We start from the raw sequence: 24,960 nt of genomic DNA, 5'->3' as shown, positions 1-24,960 counted from the left end.
TATCTTTTTTCTTACCGTGAAAAACAGATGTATTCTAAGTTTATTTTTTTAAAATACAGTTATGAAACACCTTTATAGGATTCTATTTTTCTTTGTTTTACTATCTTCAGTTCATCAATTAAGCGCTAAAGTCACTAGCAGCTTTTTAATTAAGGAGAAAAAATTCCTAAATAAGGGAGACACTAATTTAGCACTGCCCACGGCAACCATAACTGCCAGTGCCACTGCTGTTTGTAAAGACGGACCCGCGTCAGTAATCACTTTTACTGGAGCGGGAGGAACGGCACCTTATACTTTTACCTATAGTATTAATGGAGTGCAGCAACCTACTGTAACCACTACCTCAGGCAATGCAGCAACAATCAACTTGCCAACAGCTACTGTAGGAAGTTTTGTGTACGCGTTAATAAGTGTTCGAGATGCATCGATGCCAATCGAAGAAATCTCGCAAAACGGAAATGTTACATTCACCGTTAATGCACCTCCAGTCGTTGATTTTACTTTTACTGATAACCAATGTTCTGGAACTGCAGTTCAACTTAGTACTACAAGCTCCGGAACTATTTACACTTGGAATTTTGGGGATGGAACTACCTCTGCTCTAACAAACCCATCACATATTTACACTTCATTTGGTTGCGGAATAGCCACATTTAATGTGTCGTTAACGATTACAAACGCCAATGGCTGTTCAAATACAATAACCAAGATAATAAAAATAAAACAGCAGCCAGATGTAAATTTTAAAGATGACAATGTTCCTTACAATCCATTGAATCTGTCTAATCAATTTAGTAATTGTGGTTCAGCATCTGCATCGAACCCAAATTATTCAGTTTCTATAGGAAATTTGTCATCATCAGTTTCTTGTATCAGTTCCTATTCAATAAATTGGGGAGATGGTAACTCAACATCAAATGTTAGTTTTCCTGCAAATCATTCTTATACACAATTAGGTGCTTTTCAAATGGTAGTAACCGCCATAGGATCAAATGGTTGTTTAAGTAGTAAAACGTATACTGTAAAAAACGAGTCTAATCCATCTGGAAGTTTGAGTAGTCCTGGTAGTACAGAAAACTTATGTGCTCCAACACCTAATTTAGAATTTGTGATAGCCAACTGGGGTAAAAATTCACCTACTACAATCTATACACTTGATTATGGAGATACTACGCCATCTCTTATATTAACCCAAACTGAATTAAATGCATCGGTTTACTATAATTCAAGTAATCCAGCCTTATCTGCTAATTATCCAGTACCGCATATATATGATTCTACAAGCTGTCCTAATGCTAGTATAACAGCGACTTTAGTTATGGAAAATTCTTGTGGTAAAACAAAATCTACGATCTCACCAATAAGCATTTTAAGACCTCCAGTTTCTAAATTTACAATTCCAATTAATGGTTGTGTTAATTCAAATATTGTATTTATAAATAATTCAACACCATCATTGAATCAAAGTTGTATACAAAGTACTCTTTATGAATGGAATTTTGGAGATGGAAGTCCTGTTTCAAGTATTACATCTACTGGGATTCCAAATATTAATCACAGTTATACTTCGCCTGGTACTTATGTAGTTTCTTTGACTACCTATGGATATTGCGGTAATCCTTCGGTTTTTAAAAGCACAATTTGCATCGAACCCCCTTTAACTCCTCAGTTTACTATAAATGCTACTGAAGGGTGTTCGCCATTGGCTGTAGCAACAAAAAACACTACTGATTTATCGAAAACATGCAGTGTTTTAACTTATGCTTGGGATGTTCAATATACAAGTGGATTTTGTGGTACTGCACCAGCTGTTTGGAGTTATGCAACGGGAAGTGCAACATCAGCAAGTCCCTCTTTTAATTTTGTAACGCCAGGAACTTATTCCATAAAAGTAACTATTTCAGGAAGTTCTTGTGGATCAGTGACTTCCTCTGTTCAAAAAGTAACTATCACGCAACCACCATCACTTACTATAAATACAATATCTAATTTTTGTCAGAATGCAACTCTTAATCCAATAGCAAATATTAATATTTGCTCTCCTAATGCTGCAGGAACAACTTATTTATGGACTTTTATTGGAGGAACTCCGGCAACAGCAACGACGGCTGTTCCACCTGCAGTCTCTTATGCATTGCCCGGGAACTATAGGGTTTCATTGGCGGTTACTAATGAATGTGGAACAACAACAGTTGAAAGTAATACTTTTGCAGTGCAAGTTGCACCAATTGTACAAAACGAAATAATTGCTGTTTGTAGTGGAACTACTTTTTCTGTCACTCCTTCAAACGCAACTTTAGGAAACGCTATTCCGGTGGGAACAACTTATTCTTGGAACACTCCAATTGTAACAGGTGGTATTTCAGGTGGAGTTTTGGGAACCGGTCAGACTTCCATAAGTGGGACATTGATAAATAATACTATAGCAGCTCAAACAGCAATATACACCATAACGCCAAAAATTGGACTTTGTTCGGGTAACTCATTTACCTTAATTGTCCTTGTCAATCCCACTCCCATTATAACAGGAACCTTAAAGGTTTGCGTCGGTTTGTCAACTACTCTAACAGGAAGTGCAACTCCAGCCACCGCAAATCCTTGGGTTTCCTCTAATACTGCAATTGCAACAGTGAGTGCTACTGGAGTTGTGAATGGAATAGCTGCTGGAAGTGCTACCATTACCTATACCAATTATAATGGATGTCAAAAGACGGCAACCATAACAGTTAATGCTCTACCAACAGTTACCGTAAATAGTCCAGTAGTTTGTTCAGGATTATCAGCAATTGTAATAGCCACTTCTGGAATCTCAGGCACTTATTCGTATGTTTGGAATGTTCCTTCAGGATTTACTAACCCCGGAAATGTAGCTAGTTTTCCAACTACAATCGCGGGAACTTATAGTGTAATTATTACCAACACCACGACAGGATGTGTTAGTTCAAGTGCTTCTGGAACAGTAACCGAAAATGCTTTGCCAAATTTAGTAATCACAAATCCAAGTGCAGTTTGTAGTCCAACTACAGTTGATATTACTAGTTCAAATATTACAGCAGGTTCAGATCCTGCATTAACATTGACGTATTGGACAAATAGTTTGGCTACAATAGCATTAAGTAATCCAAATGGAGTAGCAGTAAGTGGAACTTACTATATCAAGGCATTAAATACTAATGGTTGTACTTTGATAAAACCAGTTGTAGTGACGGTTAATCCTTTGCCTCCTTTGCCCGTGGTAAGTCCAGTTTCCTATTGTCAAAATGCTACAGCAAATGTTTTGACAGCTATAGCTTTATCCAATAACACTTTAAATTGGTACACGGTTGCAACAGCAGGAACTCCACTAGCAGCTACGCCAACACCTAGTACAGCAGTTGTAGGTACTGAAAATTATTATGTAAGTCAAACCAATACAGTTACGGGTTGTGAGGGAAACCGTGCTAGAATAGTGGTAACTATAAAAGCCTTACCAACAGTTACCGTAAACAGTCCAGTAGTTTGTTCAGGATTATCAGCGACTGTAATAGCTACTTCTGGAATCTCAGGCACTTATTCGTATGTTTGGAATGTTCCTTCAGGATTTACTAACCCCGGAAATGTAGCTAGTTTTCCAACAACAATCGCGGGAACTTATAGTGTGATTATTACCAATACCACAACAGGATGTGTTAGTTCAAGTGCTTCTGGGACAGTAACCGCAAATGCTTTGCCAAATTTACTAATCACAAATCCAAGTGCAGTTTGTAGTCGAACAACAGTTGATATTACTAGTTCAAATATTACGATAGGTTCAGATCCTGGATTAACATTGACGTATTGGACAAATAGTTTGGCTACAATAGCATTAAGTAATCCAAATGCAGTAGCAGTAAGTGGAACTTATTATATAAAGGCAGTAAACACTAATGGTTGTACTTTGATAAAACCAGTTGTAGTGACGGTTAATACAACGCCAACAGTTACTACAATATTAAATCTAGTCAAATGCAATGGAGATATAAGCAGTACTATTGCATTTACAGGAAGTATTGTAGGTACCACTTTTGAATGGACAAACGATACACCATCCATAGGTTTGTCATCTGCTGGTATTGGAAATATAGCCTCTTTTACCGTAACGAATAGTGGTTTAATACCCCTAATTGCCACTGTAACTGTCACGCCAAAAGCGAATGGCTGTATTGGAACACCCAAAAATTTTACCATAACTGTTAATCCGACCCCAACTGTCGAACAGCCCCTTAATCAGGAAGTGTGCAATGGTTTGTCAACAGTGGATATTCCTTTTACGGGAAATATTCCTAGCACAATATACAGTTGGACCAATTCAAATTCATCTATAGGTTTACCCGCTAGCGGATCAGGAACTATTCCTTCTTTTACAGGAAGTAATGCCACTTCAGCTCCAAAAATTGCTACCATAACTGTAACACCATCAATTAATGGTTGTCCTGGTGCATCTAAAAGTTTTTCTATTACCGTCAACCCCTCACCAGTGATAACTTTTACTCCTGCACCACAAACGATTTGTTCAGGAGAAAATGCTGCAGCAGTATCGTTAAATAGTAGTACTGCTGGAGTCACTTTTAGCTGGACAACAACCCAGCCTGCAGGAATAACTGAAACAATACAAACATCAGGAACAAGCAGTATTCCAACACAAACCTTGACCAACACCACAAATGCAGCGATTACTATTGAATATAATGCCACGGCAACGGTAGCAGGAGTAACGGCTTGTTTAGGAGCATCATATAAGTATACCATAATAGTGAAACCAAAACCAAGCATAACATCTTCATTGGCACAAACCATTTGTAGTACTACTGCATTTTCATTAACACCAAGTGATGGCTCAGGAAATATAGTTCCATCCGGAACCGTTTATACTTGGAGTGCGGCAGTAATAAGTCCATCTGGGGCAATTTCGGGAGCAAATGCACAAAATACGCCTCAATCTTCTATTAACCAAACGCTAGTAAATGGTACCAATCAAACGGCTATCGCTACTTATACGGTAACTCCAAGATCAGGAACTTGTTCAGGAACAGCTTTTCCTGTGGTTATAACTGTTAATCCATCTCCCAAAGTGGTGTTCTCTGGTTTGAATCAGAAAATATGTTCGGGAAATGATGCTGCCGCAATAAATTTTTCAAGCCCAACTACAAGCAATATTACTTTTAATTGGACTGCTTCAATCCCTCCGGGAATTACTGGAGCAACAACATCAGGAACAACGGCGGTAATTCCTATTCAAACGCTAACCAATACTACCACAGATCCACTTACAGTTATTTATACAGCAACAGCAACCCTAAATGATGGAGTGGTTTGCCAAGGTCAACCTAATACGTATAGTATAACCGTAAATCCAGCGATTATAACCTCCAGTGTTTTGTCGAATTATAACGGTTTTAACCTAAGTACTGTTGGTGCAAATGACGGTTCTATTGCTGTATCGGTATCGGGTGGCTCGGGATCTTATACCTATTCGTGGTCAGGTCCCAATAGTTTTTTGGCTTCAAGCCAAGATATTGCTAATCTTATTGCAGGAGATTATACGCTTACCATAAATGATGGACTATGCGATCCTGTAATTTTATCTTTTACTTTAACCGAACCGCAGTCCTTAGTCATTCAGGAAGATACAGCGGCACACGCTAACATTTTTTGTAATGGCTATTCAACCGGTATCATAAAAGTGGTTATTACCCAGCAATCCATTGGACCTTACAAATATGAATTAATTTTACAAGGCGGAGGCATTGTTCAGAGCAGTCTTAACAATTCAGCTTTGGATTATACTTTTGCTGGATTAGTCGCAGGTACTTATGATATAAAAGTTACTGATAGCAACGGAAGCTTAAAAACAATTGTAGGAGTTATTATTTCCCAACCTTTAGGTATAACTGCTTCGATGAGTGCTCAAACGAATGTTCTTTGTTTTGGAGACAGTACGGGAAGCGCGACCGTAACTGCAATTGGAGGTAGTGGAGCTTTGACTTATTCTTGGAATACAATTCCTATTCAGACTACGCCAACGGCAACCGGATTAACAGCAGGTACCTATACGGTAACCATCACCGATACCAATTCATGTGCAACCGAAAAACAGGTTGTAATCACCGAACCAGATCGTTTAGTTACATCAATAAGTCCGCAGACAAATATTTTATGCTTTGGAAACAGCACCGGAACGGCCACTATTGCTGTTAGTGGGGGGGAAGCACCGTATGCTTTTTCTTGGAGCACTTTGATAAATAATACTGGTGCTACAGCATCTGGACTTTCAGCGGATACGTATACTGTTACGGTAACGGATGCCAATAATTGTACAAAAGTGCAACAAGTAATCATTACACAACCCACAGCCGTACTAGAGTCCTCTATAAGCAGTTTTAATAACGTAAGCTGTTTTGGCGGAAGTGACGGTATGGCGACTGTTGCTGTCACAAATGGATCAGCTCCATATACTTATTCTTGGAATACAGTACCCGTTCAAACAGGGGCAACAGCGACCGGATTAACGAAGGGCAATTACTCCGTTAAGGTTATTGATATTAACGGATGTGAAACAACTTCTGTGGTTGCAATTGAACAACCAGCAGCAATTTCTACTTCTATTTCAGCACAAATTAATGTTGCCTGTTCGGGAAGTGATTCGGGATCAGCAACGATTGTGCCAAATGGAGGTACCGCTCCTTATACTTTTTCGTGGAATACGACACCAATGCAAACCGCGGCAACAGGGATTAATTTGGCTAAAGGAACCTATTTGGTAACGGTTGTCGATGCCAACAATTGTTCTACAATTCAACAAGTAGTAATAACCGAACCAAATGGATTAGTGACTGCTCTTGCGTCCCAAGTTAATGTCGATTGCTTCGGAAAAAGTACAGGTTCAGTGGCGGTATCTGTCTCTGGAGGCACAGCACCACTGACCTATTCTTGGGATACCCCTACAGCGAACACAACCTTAAGTGCATCAGGATTAGTCGCAGGAAGCTATCATTTAACCGTATCTGATGCTAATGGCTGTCAAAAAATACAGGAAGTTAAAATCACAGAGCCAGCTGATCTTGCAATCACCACTAACTTGGAAAAAGACGTCACTTGTTTTGGCGATTCAGATGGAGCTATAAAAATAACGGTGAGTGGAGGTACTTCAGTTTATAGTTATTCTTGGACCAAAGATGGAACCGCTTTCGCCAACACTGAAGATTTATCCAATTTAAGTTCAGGAATCTATCAGATAACGGTTTCAGATGCCAACAATTGTGGACCAAAAACAGCCACTTTTACCATTACAGAACCGCCAGTTTTAGAAGTAACATTTGGTAGTAAAACTGATATTAAGTGCTTTGGTGCTGAAACGGGAGCTATAAATGTTAATGTAATAGGAGGGACCGCTTCCACTTCTGGTTATAATTTTGCTTGGACAGGACCAAATCGCTTTGCCAGTGCCAGCCAAAATTTGATAGCTGTCTTCGCTGGAACCTATAATTTGATCGTAACCGATAATTCAGGATGCACCGATAGGCTAACGGTGATTTTAACACAGCCATCCCTAGTAATAGTTTCAGCCACTACCAATCCCATTGTTTGTTATGGCGATAATGATGCCTCCATTCGTCTGACTGTTTCTGGAGGAGTTGCGCCATATACGGTTTTATGGAGTAATTTGGCTGTTGGACTAGTTCAGGACAATCTTTCGGCGGGAGATTATGTGGCTACTATTACGGATGCTAATAACTGTATAAAAACGATAACAGTAAATATACCCGAGGCTCCACTATTTAAAATGGAACCTACTGTTACTCAAATTTCTTGTTTTGGCGCTCGTGATGGAAGTGTTAAATTAAACTTAGTGGGAGGAATACCTATTGTGAAGTTAGTTTGGAGTGACAACAGTTTGGCAGGAACAACTAGAAATAATCTTGGACCAGGGATTTATACCGCTACGATAATTGATGGAACCCCTTGTCAAATTACTAAAACTTTTGTGTTAATTGAACCGCAGGCATTGGTTTTGGCTGCAAATACAACCAATGCATTAAATTGTGATGATGCCAATAGCGGTGCAATTAATTTATTAGTATCAGGGGGAACACCGCCTTTTTCTTACGTGTGGTCTAATGGTACTGTAACAGAGGATTTGAATGCGATTCCTGCGGGGAATTATTTAGTTACCGTAACGGATGCCAGGAAATGTAGTGCATCCGGAAGCTACTCAGTTATCCGACCGGCAGCCATAGCTGTAAAAGTAGAGACCGCTACTGATTTTAACTGCGAAACTAAAGTTGTCAAGCAGTCTTTTGTGGCCAAAACTTCAGGAGGAGTTCCGCCTTATCAGTTTGAATGGTCAAGTGGAAGTGTGAGTGGTCCTAACAATGAAATAATGAGTACATCGCAAAACGGATTAGTAGTGCTAAATGCAATCGACTCTAGAAATTGCAGTACCACGTATACATTTGACGTCGCTATTCCCCAATTAGGTGCGCCATCCTTTACCACTGCCTCAATAGGATACAGTACTTATGGCATTTACTCTATTGAAGATCCAATTCAATTTACCAATACTGCAAGCGGAGATTACACTGCAATAACTTGGGATTTTGGTGATGCTACTTTTTCAACAGAAGAAAATCCGACTCATATTTATAAAAAGGAAGGGACTTATATTGTCAGTCAAACAGTTACTTATCCTTTTGGATGTGTATATGTGCGCCAAATCACTCTGGAGGTTGAGAAAGGATATCGCTTAATTCCTCCAACAGGATTTACGCCCAATAATGATGGTATCAACGATTATTTTGCGCCTGTTCTTTTAGGATTAAACGAGATCCATTTTGATGTTTACGATACTTGGGGTAGTTTAATTTATTCTGAATCTGGAGAAAATATTAGAGGCTGGGATGGAAAAATCAATAATAAAGAAGGCGAAAATGGAAATTATTATTTCACTATTATCGCTAAAACATTTTACGGAAAAATAATTAAGGATAAAGGAGCATTAGTGCTAATAAATTAAAAAAAATGAAATTAAAAATATTATTTGCCTTATTATTTTGCTGCTTTTTCAATCAAGCAAAAGCGCAAGATCCAATATTTACTCAATATTTCCTCATTCCCGAAACGCTAAATCCAGGTTTTTCTGGTTTTTTAGAAACAACTTATGCTGGGATCATCCATCGATCACAGTGGCCAGATTTGGATTTAAAAATTGATACCGATTATGCTTTTATTAATACATGGAGCGAAAATAGGAATAGCGGTATTGGTTTTAGTATTTTGAATCATAGAGAAAACAAAACGCAATACACTTTTACCCAATTCAATGTCAATTATGCTTACAGAGTTAGGCTAAATGATAATTGGTATTTTAGACCTGCTATTGAGGTTGGTTTTGGAACCAAATCGTTTGGTTTTGGTAATCTAGTACTAGAAGATCAAATTAATATAGGTTCTGGAACTATCAATCCTACCAGTGGAGATCCTTTAGTGCTGAATGATAGATTTAAGTTTTTTGATTTTACCGCAGGGATGGTTTTTAATAATGAGAATGCGTGGTTTGGACTTTCTTTAAAACACATCAACAAGCCTAATATTTCTTTTGTTGCTGATAAAAACATCCCTTTGAATATGTTTTTTTCTGCCAGTGGTGGATATGAATTTTTAGTTGTTGATTATTTAGATGTGGCTTTGTTTCCCTATGAAACAAAGTTTTTGTTGACCGCTAATTACATGAATCAAGGCGAATACAACCGTTTGGATCTTGGATCTTCTGTAATGTTTAAAACGGTATTTTTTGGTTTGTCTGCCGCTACAAATCCCGGGACCAAAGCAGACAACAGTCATTTAGTGACGTCGTTAAATGTTTTTGGTGGATTACAATATGAGCACTTAAAATTTGGGTTATCACACGATTTTAGTACCTCAAAAATAGGAAAAACAGGAGGGATCTATGAATTGTCATTGACGTATCAGTTTGATCTTGATGTAAAGTGTTTTGGCTGCCCCAATTATGCAAAGAATTATTGATTTACTCGTGATACAGGGTGGTAAAAAAATCAAATAAGTGGGCATTTATTATAAAGTGATAGCCTGACGGTATGAAAATAAGAACTGAACCTTTAGATTTACTATTTATATGAAACTATAGGCACTTTAATACGTTTAAAAAAAGAGATTACACAACAATTTTAGACAGCTAGTCAATTTGTTTTTTTGCGTTCTTATAAAAGATTGATTTCAAATATACGTAATAGTGCAATTGTTTTCACTGTTACTGCAAACACGGTAGAAAAGTATTGTCATAGCAGTCTTAATTAAGAAAAGAGTCTCTAAATAATAAAACGTTACTCCTTAACGTCACTCTTCATAAAAAATATTGGTTTTTCAGAAAGTGTGATGCATAAAAAAAACCTAACATATTGATGTTAGGGTTTTTGCTTTGGTAGCGAGACCGAGATTTGAACTCGGGACCTCAGGGTTATAAATTTGATATTTTCACCAAATGAATACCTAGTTATGTGCTGTTACAGGACTTGAAAATTAAGTAATCGTGTACGGATACCTGCACGGTTAATATTAAAATTTTAAGTTAAATTAATGAAAATTAATTAATATTTATAATCTAATTATGAAGATAATATAAAGTTGTGTTTTTATAAATAACCAATCGAAAGGGCTACAGTAAAATGCAAATTTTATTTTGACTTCTTAAAGCTTAACTTCTATTCAACCCACTTTTTCATCATGCGTAATTAATACTGGTTTAGGTTTCAAGAATGGTGGTATATTGGTCGAAAGTGAAGTAGGAAACGAATCTTCATTTTATTTTTCACTACCAATTACTATACTTTAAGATAAGACATAAATTTTGGAAGAAGTTCTGGAATTGATATCAGCCTCATTTGGCATAAAGAAATTCATTTCGAAACACTCTTCTATTAGCATTGGATACCAATCAATTTTTATCAGGACTGCGGTACTAAATTAACCACTGAATTTTCTTTTTCTAGTTGTTGTTTTACATAAGCAAGCGTATTTTGAATGTCATCAACACACACAAAAATAAATTCGCCGGTTTGCGCATTATCGATAGCATATTGTACAGATTCTGTTTCATTTGAGATAATACTTACTTTGATGTTGCTGTCAATTTCCTGAATACCATCAGAAAGCATCGTGCTTAGTTCTTTAGATGTTCTTCCTCTATTGTCTCCGTGTCTTATTATTATTTCATCAAACATTTGAGCAGAAAATCTGCCAATATTTTTTATATCCTCCATACGACGGTCTCCTGTGGCTGAAATAATTCCTGTTTTTTTTGTGGCTTCAACTTGCTCCATGAATTTTTGCATCTGAACGTATCCGTCCGTATTATGAACGTAGTCAATCATTAATCGGAAATTTTTAAACTCGAAAACATTCATTCTGCCGGGCGTCAAAGCTGGCGAAGGGATGAAAGATTTAAGCGCAGCGGTAATTGTTTCGATAGGAAAATTACTTATCGAAGCCGCTAATATAGCGGGCAAAACATTTTTAATAATAAACTCGCAGGTGCCGGAAAAGGTTAGAGGCACTTCATTAATTGCTGCTATTTTCGTTTTCGAATCTCCTTTACTTATAACAAAATAATTATCTTCAACAAAAGCTGCTAATCCTCCTTCACTGCAATGTTTTTTTATCCGTTCATTATTGGCATCCATACTGAAAAAGGCAATATTACATTTAAGCGTATTTTTCATTGGATAAACCAAATCGTCATCCGCATTCAGAATGGCAGTTCCGGTATCAAAGGTACTTTGCGCCACCACTGCTTTTACCCGTGCTAATTGTTCAATGGTGTCAATGTCATTTAATCCCAAATGATCCTCAGTAACATTGGTTACGACGCTGATGTTGCATTTGTCAAACCCTAAACCGGATCTGAGTATTCCACCTCTGGCACATTCGAGCACTGCAAAATCAACAAGCGGGTCACGAAGCACGGTAGCCGAACCGCCTGGTCCACTGCAGTCTCCAAAACGAATGGTGGTTCCATCGATATAAATTCCATCGGTTGTCGTATATCCCGTATGATGTCCCGCGGCTTGAGCCAAATGAGCAATAAGACGTGTAACCGTAGTTTTCCCATTGGTCCCTGAAACAGCAACAACCGGAATACGCCCGTTGGCACTATTAGGGAAAAGCATATTTACTAAAGGCTCAGCCACATTTCTTGGCATTCCTTCGGTAGGGGAAAGGTGCATTCTTAAACCGGGACCTGCATTTACTTCAATCACAGCTCCAGTTTTTTCGGTGATGGGAATAGTGACATCTTCTGCCATGATATCAATACCACAAATGTCTAAATTCATCAGACGCGCAATGCGTTCTGCCATGAAAACATTCAGAGGATGTACCAAATCCGTTATATCTGTTGCAGTTCCGCCCGAGCTTAAGTTGGCGGTATCTTTTAAAAATAAAATTTCTCCAAGAGGTAAAACCGATTCCAATCTAAGTTCTTTTGCCGCTAAAATGAATAATGTTGCCGCATCAATTGTTATTTTTGTGAGTACTTTTTGGTGACCTTCACCTCTGTTTGGATCGGTATTCGTTTCATGAATCAGCTCTTCAATCGTTGCCTTACCATTACCCGTCACTAAAGCTGGTGTTCGTTTCGCCACTGCTGCCAGTTTGTAATCGATCACCAGAAAACGATAGTCATTACCTGGTATAAAACGCTCGATTATTACATGTTCTGAAATTTTTTGGGCATCACAAAAACCATATCGAGCCTCTTCTAAAGTTGTTATTTGCGTAGTAATTCCTCTGCCGTGATTGCCATTTATCGGCTTGGTCACCACCGGAAATCCAATTTTATTTACAGCCTCTTCCAGTTCCGTTATGTCATCGATCAGCATACCTTTTGGTACGGGAATGTAAGATTGGGATAATACGTTGCGGGTAGCATTTTTATTACAGGCCATATCAACTGCTATGCTGCTTGTAGTTGATGCAATAGATGCGCGGATAATTTTTTGATTGTAACCCTGTCCCAACATCAAGAGAGAATCATCATTTAGTCTAGTGTAAGGAATGTTTCTGCTTTCCGCTTCGTTTACAATGGCAAACGTACTAGGTCCCAATTTTTCTCTGTTGTAAAGGCTTTGCAATTCTTGTATTGCAACGTCCACATTATATTCTAATCCGCCCAACAGGTTTTCTACCAAATCAACAGCTGCTTTGGCAGCATATTTACCAGCTCTTTCAGTATTATATGAAAAAACAATATGATAAACACCCTTTACATTTGTAGAAAGTGTTTGTCCAAAACCAAATTCCATTCCAGCAAGGTTTTGTAATTCAAGCGCAATATGTTCTACCACATGACTGATCACAGTTCCTGTTTTTACCCGCTCCAAAAAACTGTCTTCAAATCCTTCGGAACATTGCCTATTTTTTAAGTAAGGCAATAGTTGTTCGAGTGCTTCGCTAAAACCTTCAATCGTGTTAGTTAGCTTTTGATCCCAATCTCCTATGTCAAGTTTCATGACAATAAGTTTTTTTTGGTCTCCTGACCAGTAATTCGGTCCGCACATCACTTTAATTTCTATTATTTCCAATGTATTTTACTGTTTTTTTAAACCTATTATAATTTTTTTTATATAAATGACTTACTATAAGGTTCAGTGTTGAAATTCTCTCCAATAACATAGCGGATTGAATACAATCCGCTATTAATTATCTTAATATTTCCCATTCTGTTTTAGTCTTTCTTGTACTTAATGCAGCTCGGGTTCGCGATTCCAGAATCGGTGTTGCCCTATTGCATTGATAAATGAATGAGCAAAGTTCTCTGCACCAGTCGTTGGACTGATGATAATTCCTTTATCGGCATTTATACTTTTTTGCAGTTTAGTATCGATGTTGGCATTTGTTAATAAAGAGGCATCGCCTGCACCAATTACTTTGCAGTGCTTAAATGCTTCGTTTATAAAATCTACAGCTTCCGGGTTTGCATCTAGAAAGGCCGCGTTTTTTGAATCGGGAATATATACAGCATCAAAAAGGACAGAGGCAGCAATCAGCAAACTTTGGTCTACTTTAATTTCTTTTCCTTCGCCTGATTTGATGCTACCAAGATGTGGAGCAATGATCTTTATCGTTGCGCCTTCTTTTTCGATTGCCACTCTCATCTTGTCTATTGCCATTGCTGATACACCATCGGCACATAGAAAAGCAATCTGTCTTGTTGCGATGGTATCGGAGAGCGTCTTGTTTTTGAGCATGCTCAGCGCAGCCGAATATGTGACTCTTTGTACCACTTTTTTGGGTTCATATTTCTGTTTATCGGCATCAGCACCCACTCCGTGATTGACTGGTTTTTCGTGAGAGGTGGGAACTTTTAATCCTAAGCCTTTGGCTACTTTATCAGCCAAGGTCATGTCAATCTGAGATAGTAAACCAAGCATTCGGGTCCTGATTGCAACAGTCTCTACTTTCCCTAATTCGAATCGCAGTGCTTTTATGATGTGATTTTTTTCTATCTGGGTTTGGCTATTGAAAAATAAAGTGGCCTGACTGAAATGGTCTGAAAAGCTCTCGCTGCGGTCGCGTACCTTTTGTGCATCAACTCTTTCATTGAAACTCGTGAATCCACCCTCTTCGATTTTGGCCTGAAATGGACAGCCCCCGCCAAGCGAGTTTGGATGGTAGCTTACGCGGCCAACGTTGATTTCCTGACGCATATGCCCGTCGCGCTGGTTGTTGTGCATTGGTGCGATAGTCCTGTTGATAGGAATTTCATGAAAATTCGGACTGCCAAGACGCGAAAGCTGGGTGTCGGTGTAAGAAAAAAGACGGCCCTGCAATAAGGGGTCGTTTGTGAAATCGATTCCGGGCACGACATGTCCGGGATGGAAAGCGACCTGCTCAGTTTCGGCAAAGAAGTTATCGGGATTCCGGTTGAGTACCATTTTTCCGATAATGGTAACGGGAACGGTTTCTTCGGGCACTAACTTGGTTGGATCAAGGAGGTCGAAATCGAATTTATGTTCGTCGGCTTCGGGGATAATCTGAACGCCTAATTCCCACTCAGGAAAATGGCCACTTTCGATTGCTTCCCAGAGATCCTGGCGGTGGAAATCAGAATTTTTTCCTGATATTTTTTGAGCTTCATCCCAAACCACGGCATGGGTTCCTAATTTGGGTTTCCAATGGAACTTGACGAAGTGCGTTTCATTTTTTGTATTGATAAAACGGAAAGTATGTACGCCGAAACCTTCCATCATCCTAAGGCTTCTTGGGATGGCGCGATCGGACATCACCCACATAATGGTATGCATGGTTTCAGGCATCAGCGAAATGAAGTCCCAAAAAGTATCATGAGCCGAAGCCGCCTGTGGCATTTCATTGTTGGGTTCGGGCTTTACAGCATGGATTAAATCGGGGAATTTGATCGCGTCCTGAATAAAAAACACAGGCACGTTATTTCCAACCAAATCGTAATTCCCTTGCTCGGTGTAAAATTTCACTGAGAAACCTCGAATATCACGTGCCAAGTCGGTAGAACCGCGCGAACCTGCGACAGTTGAAAACCGTGTAAAGACGGGTGTTTTTACGCTCGGATCCTGAAGAAATCCTGCTTTGGTATATTTTTCCATCGATTTATAAACCTGGAAATAACCGTGCGCTGCAGATCCACGGGCATGGACGATTCTTTCAGGGATACGTTCGTGGTCAAAATGGGTAATTTTCTCTCTAAGGATAAAATCCTCGAGCATTGAAGGACCGCGCTCACCTGCCTTGAGAGAATTATTATCATCATTTATTTTCAGTCCCTGATCCGTAGTCATCATTTGATCAGCTGAATCGGATTTGTTTTGCTGTAAATCCAGCTGTTTCAGATTTTCAGACGCAGCTGGCTGCTTGTTTTCTTTTTTCATAGGATCCTATTTAATTGTTAAACTTAAAAAGTGAGAAGTAAAGTTACTGATTTATAGCACTTTAGTTATTATATAATTATATATAACATTTATAAAATTCTTATATTTTAAAGCGATATCCTCACAAATACAGTTTTTTGTTTAAATAATAAATTGTCTTTTTGAAGCTTGTTTCGGCCTGTAGTGGAAAAACCGGTCAAATTGACCACCCAATTCCAATGCAAATTGACCACCAGTTTCGGAGCAAACTGACTACCTGAATTTGAGGTAAAATTGACCATTTGAAACTACTAATTTTTTCATGTTGTGAGCACCATACATTCGTTAAAAAAAACACGGATTATGGCAAGAAAAATAACAGACATGAGTAAAATTAGAAAATCAATTAAATTCTATTGTAACGGAAAAAGTAATTTATTCATTTATAAGTACTGATCTCTTTCTAGAAATTCTGTAAAGAAGTATATTTCTTTATTTGAGGTACTAGAATTGAGTTTTGAAGTAATTAAGGAAAAAACAGATGCTGAACTGGAACTTTTGTTTTTACACACTACAGTGGAATCCATTAGCCCCAAATTGCAGAAACTTCATGATTTTTTCCTAAAACGGAACGGGAATTTAAAAGAGTCAGAGTTACCATATACCATATGTGGGAGCAATATATTGCCCTAAATCCTAATGGTTACAGAAGCTCGCAATTTGTCATTATAAAACATGGGGCAAACGAGTCAATCCAGTGATTCACATGATTCACAAAGCAGGTGATAAAATGTATGTGGATTGTGCCGGAAAACACTCTCCATCATTGATAAAGACATGGGAGAAATTAAAGAAGTACAATTTTTTGTAGCCATCTTAGGAACCAGTCAATACACCTATGCCTAAGCTTCAATGAGCCAGCAAAAAGAAGCTTTTGTTACTTCGGTAGAAGATGCTCTGTGTTTTTTTGAAGTCACTTCCGCAGCAATTATTCCCGATAATTTAAAATCTGCAGTGATAAAAAGTAGTCGTTTTGAACCCATAATTAATGAAACCTTGGCTGATTTAGCCGAACAATACCAAACTACTATCTTGCCTGCCAGGGATTACAAACCAAGAGATAAGCATTGGTTGAAGGACCTGTTAAGATCTTGTATTGAAGAATTTATGTAAACCTAAAAGAAACTAAATTCTTTTCTCTATAAGAAATAAACCAGCAAATATGGGATTTATTGGATGCTCATAACAATCGAAAACTCACAGGACATCCCTACTCTCGTATAGAATTATTTTAAGAAAATGAGCAACAAAAACTAAGTCCATTACCACAAGAACATTTTGAAATCAAATATCAATACTTTGCAATATTGATGCAAATCGGACATGTTCAATTAAGTCAGGACAAAAATTACTACAGCGTTCCGTATCAGTATGTCAAAAAAAAAGCTAAACTATTGAATACCAAATCAACGGTAGAGATCTATCACAAATACAATCGAATAGCCATTCATCCAAGGAATTACAAACCTCTTATCTATACCACAATCCCAGAACATATGGCTAGCACGCATCAATTTGTAGCCAAGTGGAGTGCTGCCCGCTTCATTGATTGGGCCAGTAATATTGACGAGTCCGTAGCAAAATATATTATGCAAATAATCGAAAGTAGAAACCATCCTGAACAGGCTTATAAAAGTTGTTTGGGAATATTAAACTTCGAAAAAAAGGTAGGGAAAGAGCGATTAATAAATGCCTGTAAGCGGGCACTTGATTTTAAAATTTACAATTTTAAAACCATACAAAATATTTTAGAAAACAACTTAGATCATATTGAATTTGAACAAGAACCCGAGCAAGAACTCCCTATTCACGGTAACATAAGAGGAAAACAATATTATAATTAAATTAAAACACAGTAATAATGAATGACCCTTTATTACTAATATCTATTCTGCTCTAACTTATAAATGGCTAGTTACTAGGGATTAGTCCATAAAAAAAAGCCCAGTCGTTAAACTGAGCTTTTGGTAGCGAGACCGAGATTTGAACTCGGGACCTCAGGGTTATGAATCTTAGGCTTATGCTTATCGGCGGCATGTAAGTTGTTGTTTTACAGGTATTTTAATTTTATAAAATATCCGTTTGTCTCGTTTTAAAAGGTTTTCGTCACTCCTTTTCGTCACTCCTTTAATCTTATTTTGAGCTACGAATCACATTTGAGGAGATTAAATTAACACAGATCGAAGTTTTGAGAAAAAAAGCTTGTGGATCATTGGATCCTGATTTGAGAATGCTTGACCCTAGTGTCCCAGTGGCATAAGATTTGCCCTAGTCAAATTAGTTATTTTTGAAGGATTTTGATTTATGAAAAAAAGATTCTTTCCTAATCCGCGTTATCCTAGAAAATAAATTCCTACATGTATTTATCGTATATAATCTATCCCATGTTTCTCCAGCTAAAGCAATTTCTTTTTGCTTTTGATCCTTAATTGATAAATCCTCTTAATGCTTTATGCAGGAAATCCTACAATTAATTACTAACTTCATTTTTTTTACACTCATAGATATTTGGCGAAATAAATTAACTATTAATTGTTTTAATGTATCGGTTAAATTCAATTATTAACCATTTTAGATCATCGAAGTCAATAAATTCAACACATCAATAAAGATAAGATTAAGTTTTATTGAATTATATTCATTAAACTTAATCTTATCTTTTATAAACTTAATATTATGTTTTAAATAATGTTAAATTATTAAATATAATTCAATAAAATCTTTTTTATGTAATAAGTAAATAATAGTTTTGTGCCAGATAAAAGTCAGGGTATAAATAAAAACCCTAAAATATTAACATTAACAAATAAAAAAGTAAATGAAAAAAAGTTATGAAAGTGGTAAAATCTTGGGAGCAGCTGAAGGTAAATCTGATGGTTATTTTGGAACAGGGTTAAACAATAAAATATATATATCATTTGATGACATATATAATGAAAAGTATTATAGCGATTCCGATCATGGTGATTGGTACGATGAAACAATTGAAATAAATGAAGACTTCAAAAAAGAATTCATTAATGGATATAAAGATGGATATAAAGAGGCTTATGAAAAAGGACACATTGAATGGACTAATGAAGGATATGATATTGGATACGGTGAAGGTTTAATAGATTTTGAAATTGGTAAAAAAAGCCGTATTAATGAACTGATATCAGATGAAAGAGGTGAAAGAATTGAATATAATGAAGGGTATGAAGAAGGTTATGAAGATGGTTTTAACGGACTTTATGATAGTGATAGTTCTGAAACTGTGATAAAAAAGAAAATTAAAAAAATGAAAACAAAAATAATAAAACATGATCCAATTATTTGGGTGAAAGAAAAAACTCAATTAAAAGAATTTTTTATAATAGCCAAAGATCTCAAATTAAACTATATAATATATTTACGAAAATACGAAGGGAATTACTTGAGTGTCTGGGCAACGAGTAAACAAGACCTAATTAGATGCTTTACTTTTTTTTCAAAAAATAATTATTTTGGAAGAATCGAAATATTAGAAGCTGCAATACAATCTGGATTCGCCGAAACTGTAGATAATAATTTTAAATAAAGAGAAACTATGTTAATCGAAGAAAAAAAAATAGCCTCAGGTCACGAGGCTGGACCTGCCACTTCCATCACTTTATCAGATGATGGAAGTGGCATGTTAAATGCTTATAGTTTTAAACCAACTCATGAAATGATAAATTCAGACTTTGATACATTAACGAATAGACTGGAAATATTCGGAGTGATATGTTTAAGTGGTTATTGTGCGGAACTTAAATTTAAAAATAAAAGGTTAAATGGATTGATGACAATTTCAAATCCTAATAAAGAATCATACACAGAAAATGACATTGATAGTTTAAAAAATGAGATAAATAAAGCTAATAAAATTTTGAAAAAAAATATTATGATGATTTCTTTTTTTATTTGATTCAATCTAAAACAAGAAAATTTATTGGTAAAAAGAAAATTTGGGATGCTATTATTAATCTTACGGAGGAATTAATGAGTTCGGAAACTTGTTATTTTGAAGGAAAAAAGGTCCACGAAATACTAAACAAATATGTTAAGCATGGCGCTAAAAAAAATGAATATCGTAAACATCCCTCGGCTTGCGGTCAGTGACATAATTGTCCAGGACAATTAAAAATATAGAATTGGAGTTAACAGCGTTTTTTATAAAGAAAAAAAGCATTAATGCAAACAGTTGTTGGAAGAAGTGATGTTTATTTTAGACGTTCCATGTTCTTTGGTGAAATTCTATATGCAAATGGTCTTTCATCTGATGCTTTCTTTTTAATTTCTGGCCAACGTTTAACTAATTGTTCAACCATTTCCCAGAAAGTATAACCATTTGAAGGCGGTTTAAAAAAGAAAACAGCTAAGCCATGTTTCTTATATAACTCGTTTTGATGTCTAGTTGTATGAATTCGTAAATCTTGAGTTATAACAATTCCTTTTTCTTTACCCACTAATGGTATCCAGTCTTCATCTTTAGCACCTCTTCCAAAAACTTTTTTAATAGATAGTACTTGAATGTTTATTTTCTCATTTGAGTTTAAATGTTGTTGAAAAAGATCTAAACCGCTGGCAAGGTGATGAGAGAAATTTTCATCTATGTAAATGTTTGTCATTAGGCTACGCTTTTACAATATTCAATTGCATCATTCACTTGTTTTAAAGAAATCTCATATGATTCAGCAATAAATTTTTTACTTTCCTTTGATTTATGAAGATTATAAATTGTTTGCGGATAAATATTTGTATTCTTTATAACTGGTTGTCCAAACTGATGTTCAGGATCAACAATTACACTATTTGATTTTCCTAATGGATAAAATTTGTTTGCTAAATTATTTTTATCAAAGTCTAATTTATGTGCAAATAATTTTATGAATTTAAGATTTAACTGTTTTGTTGAATCTAAATTTATAATTTCATTATCATTTATTTCAAATACTATTCTTTTACCAACACAGTTCATTTTATTTATTATGTTTGAAACTGCAAATGGAAATGCAGTTTCAAATCTTTTTGAAAGTTCACTGTGAGCATCTAAAATTTTTTGAGTTGGAACACCGACTTCTTTCAGTTGAAAAAAAATGTAAAATTCCACTAAAGTATGAAAGCTTACGGCTTTACTATTATGAACTTTCCAGGAATATTTTTCGCCATGTTGACTCCCGAATCTTTTATCCCAATATTCATTTAATAAAATATGGACTCTGGAATATTTTAAATTTAATATAGACGCGATGTCAGGAACTGTAAAAATTCCCAAACCAATTTCCATATTATTTTCAAATTCCATTTTTTTCATTTTACACAAATCTAATAATTTATTTTCAATGCTGAATTTTATTTATGATTTTCGGAAACCATTTGTTCCAACGTTTGGCCGCTTGATGATGTGGCGGATTATGCAAGTCTAAACTTTCGGTTAAACACTATTTACAAGTATAAAACCAGTTTAAAATTCAGCCTAAACCAGTCATATTGGCAAACGGTTGTTAGACGTCGTTATTTTGGTTGATTTTTTTTATGACCGAGTCAACAATTTCATTCGCGAACTGCATTTCAACTTGAAAAAATTCTCGTTTTGTATCGACACGATATTTCTCAAGTATTTTGTGTATGGTTTTTTCTGCCAAAAAACAATCTTTTACATTCCATTCTCTCATTACATGAAATTTATCAGGAATACTTGTAGATGATAGTTGTTTTGCTCTTTCTTCAGTTTCTTTTGTTGTTAGTCCTATTTTGAAAACATCTTTCGGCAGACTACTATTTCGCATTATGTAAATTTTTCCTGCGTTTGCAGTAGCGTAAGGTATATCGTTTGTTTTTTCAATAATTAAATCATCTTCTTTTGCATGGAAATAACTTTCTGTTTTTTGCACCCAAGTTCTACCTTGTACAGGATTACCATTTTTATCATTACCAATTTCGTTATCTTTTAAATTTTTCCAATATCCTGTTCTTTCAACTTTGAACTTTTCATCGCGAAATTTTATCCTATCAGATAAAAAGATTTGATTGCGATTTAATACCCATAAAGGTTTGACTCTTATTTTAAATTTATCGTCTACCTCTTTATACTCTCTACTTTTGAATGAGTTTTTTAAAATTGATTTAACACCAGTATCGTGCTCCTCTTCTTCGATTTCATCATTATAAAAATCAAAATAATTCGGTAAGAACAGACAAATCTTTGATAATTCAAAAATTGAGTTATATTCATCTACACGTTCAACAAGATTATTAAATGTCTCTTCATATTTTGGTTCTCTCCATTTTCCATTTAGCATAAAGCCTGTTAAATCATCTGTTAATATAGAATAACTATTTCCTTCATCTTTTGCAACATATCGCGCATCTATTGTATTTGTATCTAAATCAATTCGACAAGCTATAAGTATTTTCCATAAATTTGGGTCGTCATTTAATTTTACAGCTTCTCTTAGTCTATCTTCAGCAATTATAAGTTTCTCTTTTCCAACGCTTCGTTCCATTTCACCGATAGGTTTCAAGTTTTTAGATTGTATTGAAGTGTCAATTATTTGTCCAGTATTAAATAACATAGTTACTTCATTACCTCTTCTTACCATAGAAACTCCACCGATAATAAAACTATCTCCTTTTTCGGTTTTAAAATTTATATTTTTTAGATCATATCCAACATTAAAATTATAAATCAAATCTTCAATAAAGCTTTCTTTAATTTCATTTGTATCATGTTCTAAATTATTAGAAGTATAAAAATCTATAAAATCAAAAAATGAAATTGAATAATCTTCTTCATTTAATAATGTCCAATAGTTTAACCTCTTATCCAAAGTATAAAAGGCTTCCATTACGTTGAACATTATTGGCATATTTCGATGTCCATATGTCCATGATCTATTGTTAAACTCTGATAGATAAGACCTCAATTCTGGATCCATAACTAGCCCAATACCATTTGCCTCTTGAAGTTCCCAAGTTTTTACTGCTTCTGCTTTCTTTTTTTTTATATCTTTTGTAAAGTTTGGATTACTTAATTCATGTTGTTGAATCATTTTTGCCACTTTTTCATACTCTGGCGTCCCTTCTTCAGGTGCAACATCTTTAGAATATTCGATACGTCTTTTAATATGTTCTTTCATGATGATTTTTGTGTTAATGACGCCTAATGTGCTGGTACCACCGCGGGTTAACTTTCCATTAAGCCAATTGTCCAAATCTCTTGTTGGCCAGTGTTTCCTGCTGGCTTTTATTAAAATTCGGAATTTTCTAATTTGGGAAAACACGTTAAATTTTTTAAATTATAAGTTGCTATATTATTATCAATGAAATTAATATTAGGAAATACAATTTCATACTTATCTATTTTTAGTGTCTCATTGATAATTGTCCAAGATGACATTTTAATTAATTCATTTTGTTCGTTAGCAATTTCATCTTCTAAATTTATAATACTATGTTTTTCGTTTTTAATTTTTTTACATAGTAAATTAGCAATGAATGAATAATTTACAATTTTGCAAGTTTTATTAATTTCCCATGCTTTATCTGTTCCTGCACAAGATCTAACAACGATTAGATTAATAAATTTAAGTTCTTTTAATTCACAATTAAATTCTTTATTAACCAATTTTATTTTTTCAAGATTATCTATGGATTTAAAAATATCAATTTGTTTTTTTGCTTCAATAGTTCGTCCTTGTACTCTTTCAACAGTTCTAGAACTGTCTGGAGCTATTGTTGTTTTCACTTGGATTACAATGCAAACTTTTTCAGTTTCTGATAACAAAAGCATATCAATCTCACTCAAACCATAATTTATATTTTTTTTAATTTTTATGTTTTTAAGTCCTTGAAATAAGTATTCCAATTGGTTTATTAAAGTAGGTTCTAAATGAGAGGAAATTTTATCATCAAATAGCTGTTTTTTGGTTTTATTTATTGAATATAGAATATTATTTATATTGAGCATATATTTCATTGCATGTGGACTAAAAATGATTGATTTGTCAATTAATGTTATTGGTGGGAAATACCCATCACCACAAAAAGCGTTAGATTGGTACTTTTCTCCAGTATTATTATCAATAATATTTATGTAAAATGAAAACAATTTGTCAAAAACATTTTTTTCTAATTCTGAAATTCCAATAAACAATCCAATTGTTTTAAAATCTAAACAACATGTTGACCATTCTAAATACTCACTTGCTAATATTTCATTTTCTTCATGAGAATTTAAATCAGTTATCTGATTTTTGTAGCTTCTTGCTAGGTTTATAAAATAGTCTGAAAATGCTCTTAAAGTCGCTATAAATGAATAGTAATCATCATAAGTTGCACCTGTAACATCTTCAAAAATTTCATTAGGTAAAACATGAATATTAATAAAGTACTTTTTGTATTGTTCTTGAATCTTTTTTATCCAATAAAAATCGACATCATTTAATTGGGAGTTTTTGGAAATTACTTTATCATTTAAATATTTTTTAAATTCATTTTCATCTTTAAAAGTTAAAACAAAATGTAACGATATAAAACTATAAAGTTTATCAATTAATTCAGAATTAAGGGTGTCTGTATTTTTAAAATCTAAATAAAATGTATTGTCACTTTTCTTAATTGTAATTAATGTTTCTCTATGAATCTGAGGCATCAACATTGAAAAATGAGCATATGAAATTAAAAAATTAACATCTTCTAAATACTCTTTAGTTCCAGTTTTAGTTATTGATATTGATGTTGTTGTGATTTCTTCTTTTTGCGCATATTTTTTAATTAAGGGAAATATTAAAGAAAGTCTACTAATATAATCCATTGCAGTATCATTATCACCTTTAATGTCAATATTTTCTGCTGTAAATAATAGAACACTCAAAATTGATTGAAAAGATAAATTCCATATTGATAGATTTTTTATTTTTTCGTCTAGCTCGATCTCAATTTCTATCATAATATTTTTTGGTTCATTTTTTTGTGCAAGATT

Annotated in this window: 11 protein-coding genes, 1 tRNA gene and 1 pseudogene; 6 read left to right on the top strand and 7 right to left on the bottom strand. The window is 35.1% G+C overall.

Annotation, left to right across the window (positions count from 1 at the left end; genetic code table 11):
- Window positions 1-61 precede the first annotated feature (61 nt).
- Both BLS90_RS03415 and BLS90_RS03410 read left to right on the top strand, forming a co-directional pair.
- Complete coding sequence (locus BLS90_RS03415) at window positions 62-9,031, top strand: PKD domain-containing protein (RefSeq protein ID WP_091255246.1); 8,970 nt, start codon at window positions 62-64, stop codon at window positions 9,029-9,031.
- A gap of 5 nt (window positions 9,032-9,036) precedes the next feature.
- Complete coding sequence (locus BLS90_RS03410) at window positions 9,037-10,041, top strand: PorP/SprF family type IX secretion system membrane protein (RefSeq protein WP_091255244.1); 1,005 nt, start codon at window positions 9,037-9,039, stop codon at window positions 10,039-10,041.
- Between the two features lie 413 nt (window positions 10,042-10,454).
- On the opposite strand, the gene BLS90_RS16770 is transcribed toward BLS90_RS03410, so the two are convergent.
- The 3 genes from BLS90_RS16770 to BLS90_RS03400 form a co-directional block, all read right to left on the bottom strand.
- Window positions 10,455-10,530 (bottom strand) — tRNA-OTHER (locus BLS90_RS16770).
- Window positions 10,531-10,979: 449 nt separating this feature from the next.
- Entirely contained in the window at window positions 10,980-13,613 is a 2,634-nt protein-coding gene (gene cphA, locus BLS90_RS03405; RefSeq protein ID WP_091255242.1) for a cyanophycin synthetase, read from the bottom strand.
- Between the two features lie 159 nt (window positions 13,614-13,772).
- A complete protein-coding gene (locus tag BLS90_RS03400; protein ID WP_091255239.1) occupies window positions 13,773-15,935 on the bottom strand; it encodes a catalase in 2,163 nt (720 codons plus the stop codon).
- An 891-nt stretch (window positions 15,936-16,826) separates the two neighbouring features.
- On the opposite strand from BLS90_RS03400, the gene BLS90_RS03395 reads away from it, so the two are divergent.
- The 4 genes and pseudogenes from BLS90_RS03395 to BLS90_RS03380 all read left to right on the top strand — a co-directional run bounded on the left by BLS90_RS03395 (window position 16,827) and on the right by BLS90_RS03380 (window position 19,902).
- On the top strand, window positions 16,827-17,087 hold the full coding sequence (locus BLS90_RS03395; protein WP_091255237.1) for a hypothetical protein: 261 nt from the start codon (window positions 16,827-16,829) through the stop codon (window positions 17,085-17,087).
- A 161-nt stretch (window positions 17,088-17,248) separates the two neighbouring features.
- Window positions 17,249-17,818, top strand: a pseudogene (locus tag BLS90_RS03390) (Mu transposase domain-containing protein); the annotation flags it as partial.
- Window positions 17,819-18,792: 974 nt separating this feature from the next.
- Entirely contained in the window at window positions 18,793-19,533 is a 741-nt protein-coding gene (locus BLS90_RS03385; protein WP_091255234.1) for a hypothetical protein, read from the top strand.
- Window positions 19,534-19,542: 9 nt separating this feature from the next.
- Window positions 19,543-19,902: a hypothetical protein gene (locus tag BLS90_RS03380; protein WP_091255232.1), complete on the top strand. Its 360-nt coding sequence runs from the start codon at window positions 19,543-19,545 to the stop codon at window positions 19,900-19,902.
- A 295-nt stretch (window positions 19,903-20,197) separates the two neighbouring features.
- On the opposite strand, the gene BLS90_RS03370 is transcribed toward BLS90_RS03380, so the two are convergent.
- From BLS90_RS03370 to BLS90_RS03355, 4 genes are all read right to left on the bottom strand, one after another.
- Entirely contained in the window at window positions 20,198-20,605 is a 408-nt protein-coding gene (locus tag BLS90_RS03370) for a PIN-like domain-containing protein (RefSeq protein ID WP_091255228.1), read from the bottom strand.
- A complete protein-coding gene (locus tag BLS90_RS03365; RefSeq protein ID WP_091255226.1) occupies window positions 20,605-21,291 on the bottom strand; it encodes a DUF433 domain-containing protein in 687 nt (228 codons plus the stop codon). The genes BLS90_RS03370 and BLS90_RS03365 overlap by 1 nt, the downstream gene beginning before the upstream one ends.
- A gap of 190 nt (window positions 21,292-21,481) precedes the next feature.
- Complete coding sequence (locus BLS90_RS03360) at window positions 21,482-23,260, bottom strand: GIY-YIG nuclease family protein (protein ID WP_245705036.1); 1,779 nt, start codon at window positions 23,258-23,260, stop codon at window positions 21,482-21,484.
- Window positions 23,227-24,927: a hypothetical protein gene (locus tag BLS90_RS03355; RefSeq protein ID WP_091255225.1), complete on the bottom strand. Its 1,701-nt coding sequence runs from the start codon at window positions 24,925-24,927 to the stop codon at window positions 23,227-23,229. Before BLS90_RS03355 ends, BLS90_RS03360 begins: the two co-directional genes overlap by 34 nt.
- Window positions 24,928-24,960: the final 33 nt, after the last annotated feature.

Origin of the sequence: Flavobacterium omnivorum, from assembly GCF_900099915.1 — a bacterium.
GTDB lineage: Bacteria > Bacteroidota > Bacteroidia > Flavobacteriales > Flavobacteriaceae > Flavobacterium > Flavobacterium omnivorum.
Note: the sequence above shows the minus strand (reverse complement) of the source record. Positions and strands in the feature narration are given on the sequence as shown.

What these genes read in the sequence shown, in the direction of transcription:
- BLS90_RS03410 (WP_091255244.1), top strand. Translation starts at nt 9,037, where the DNA reads ATGAAATTAAAAATATTATTTGCCTTATTATTTTGCTGCTTTTTCAAT.
- BLS90_RS03415 (WP_091255246.1), top strand. Translation starts at nt 62, where the DNA reads ATGAAACACCTTTATAGGATTCTATTTTTCTTTGTTTTACTATCTTCA.
- BLS90_RS03365 (WP_091255226.1), bottom strand. Translation starts at nt 21,291, where the DNA reads ATGAAAAAAATGGAATTTGAAAATAATATGGAAATTGGTTTGGGAATT.
- BLS90_RS03355 (WP_091255225.1), bottom strand. Translation starts at nt 24,927, where the DNA reads ATGATAGAAATTGAGATCGAGCTAGACGAAAAAATAAAAAATCTATCA.
- BLS90_RS03400 (WP_091255239.1), bottom strand. Translation starts at nt 15,935, where the DNA reads ATGAAAAAAGAAAACAAGCAGCCAGCTGCGTCTGAAAATCTGAAACAG.
- BLS90_RS03385 (WP_091255234.1), top strand. Translation starts at nt 18,793, where the DNA reads ATGAAAAAAAGTTATGAAAGTGGTAAAATCTTGGGAGCAGCTGAAGGT.
- BLS90_RS03380 (WP_091255232.1), top strand. Translation starts at nt 19,543, where the DNA reads ATGTTAATCGAAGAAAAAAAAATAGCCTCAGGTCACGAGGCTGGACCT.
- BLS90_RS03395 (WP_091255237.1), top strand. Translation starts at nt 16,827, where the DNA reads ATGAGCCAGCAAAAAGAAGCTTTTGTTACTTCGGTAGAAGATGCTCTG.
- BLS90_RS03370 (WP_091255228.1), bottom strand. Translation starts at nt 20,605, where the DNA reads ATGACAAACATTTACATAGATGAAAATTTCTCTCATCACCTTGCCAGC.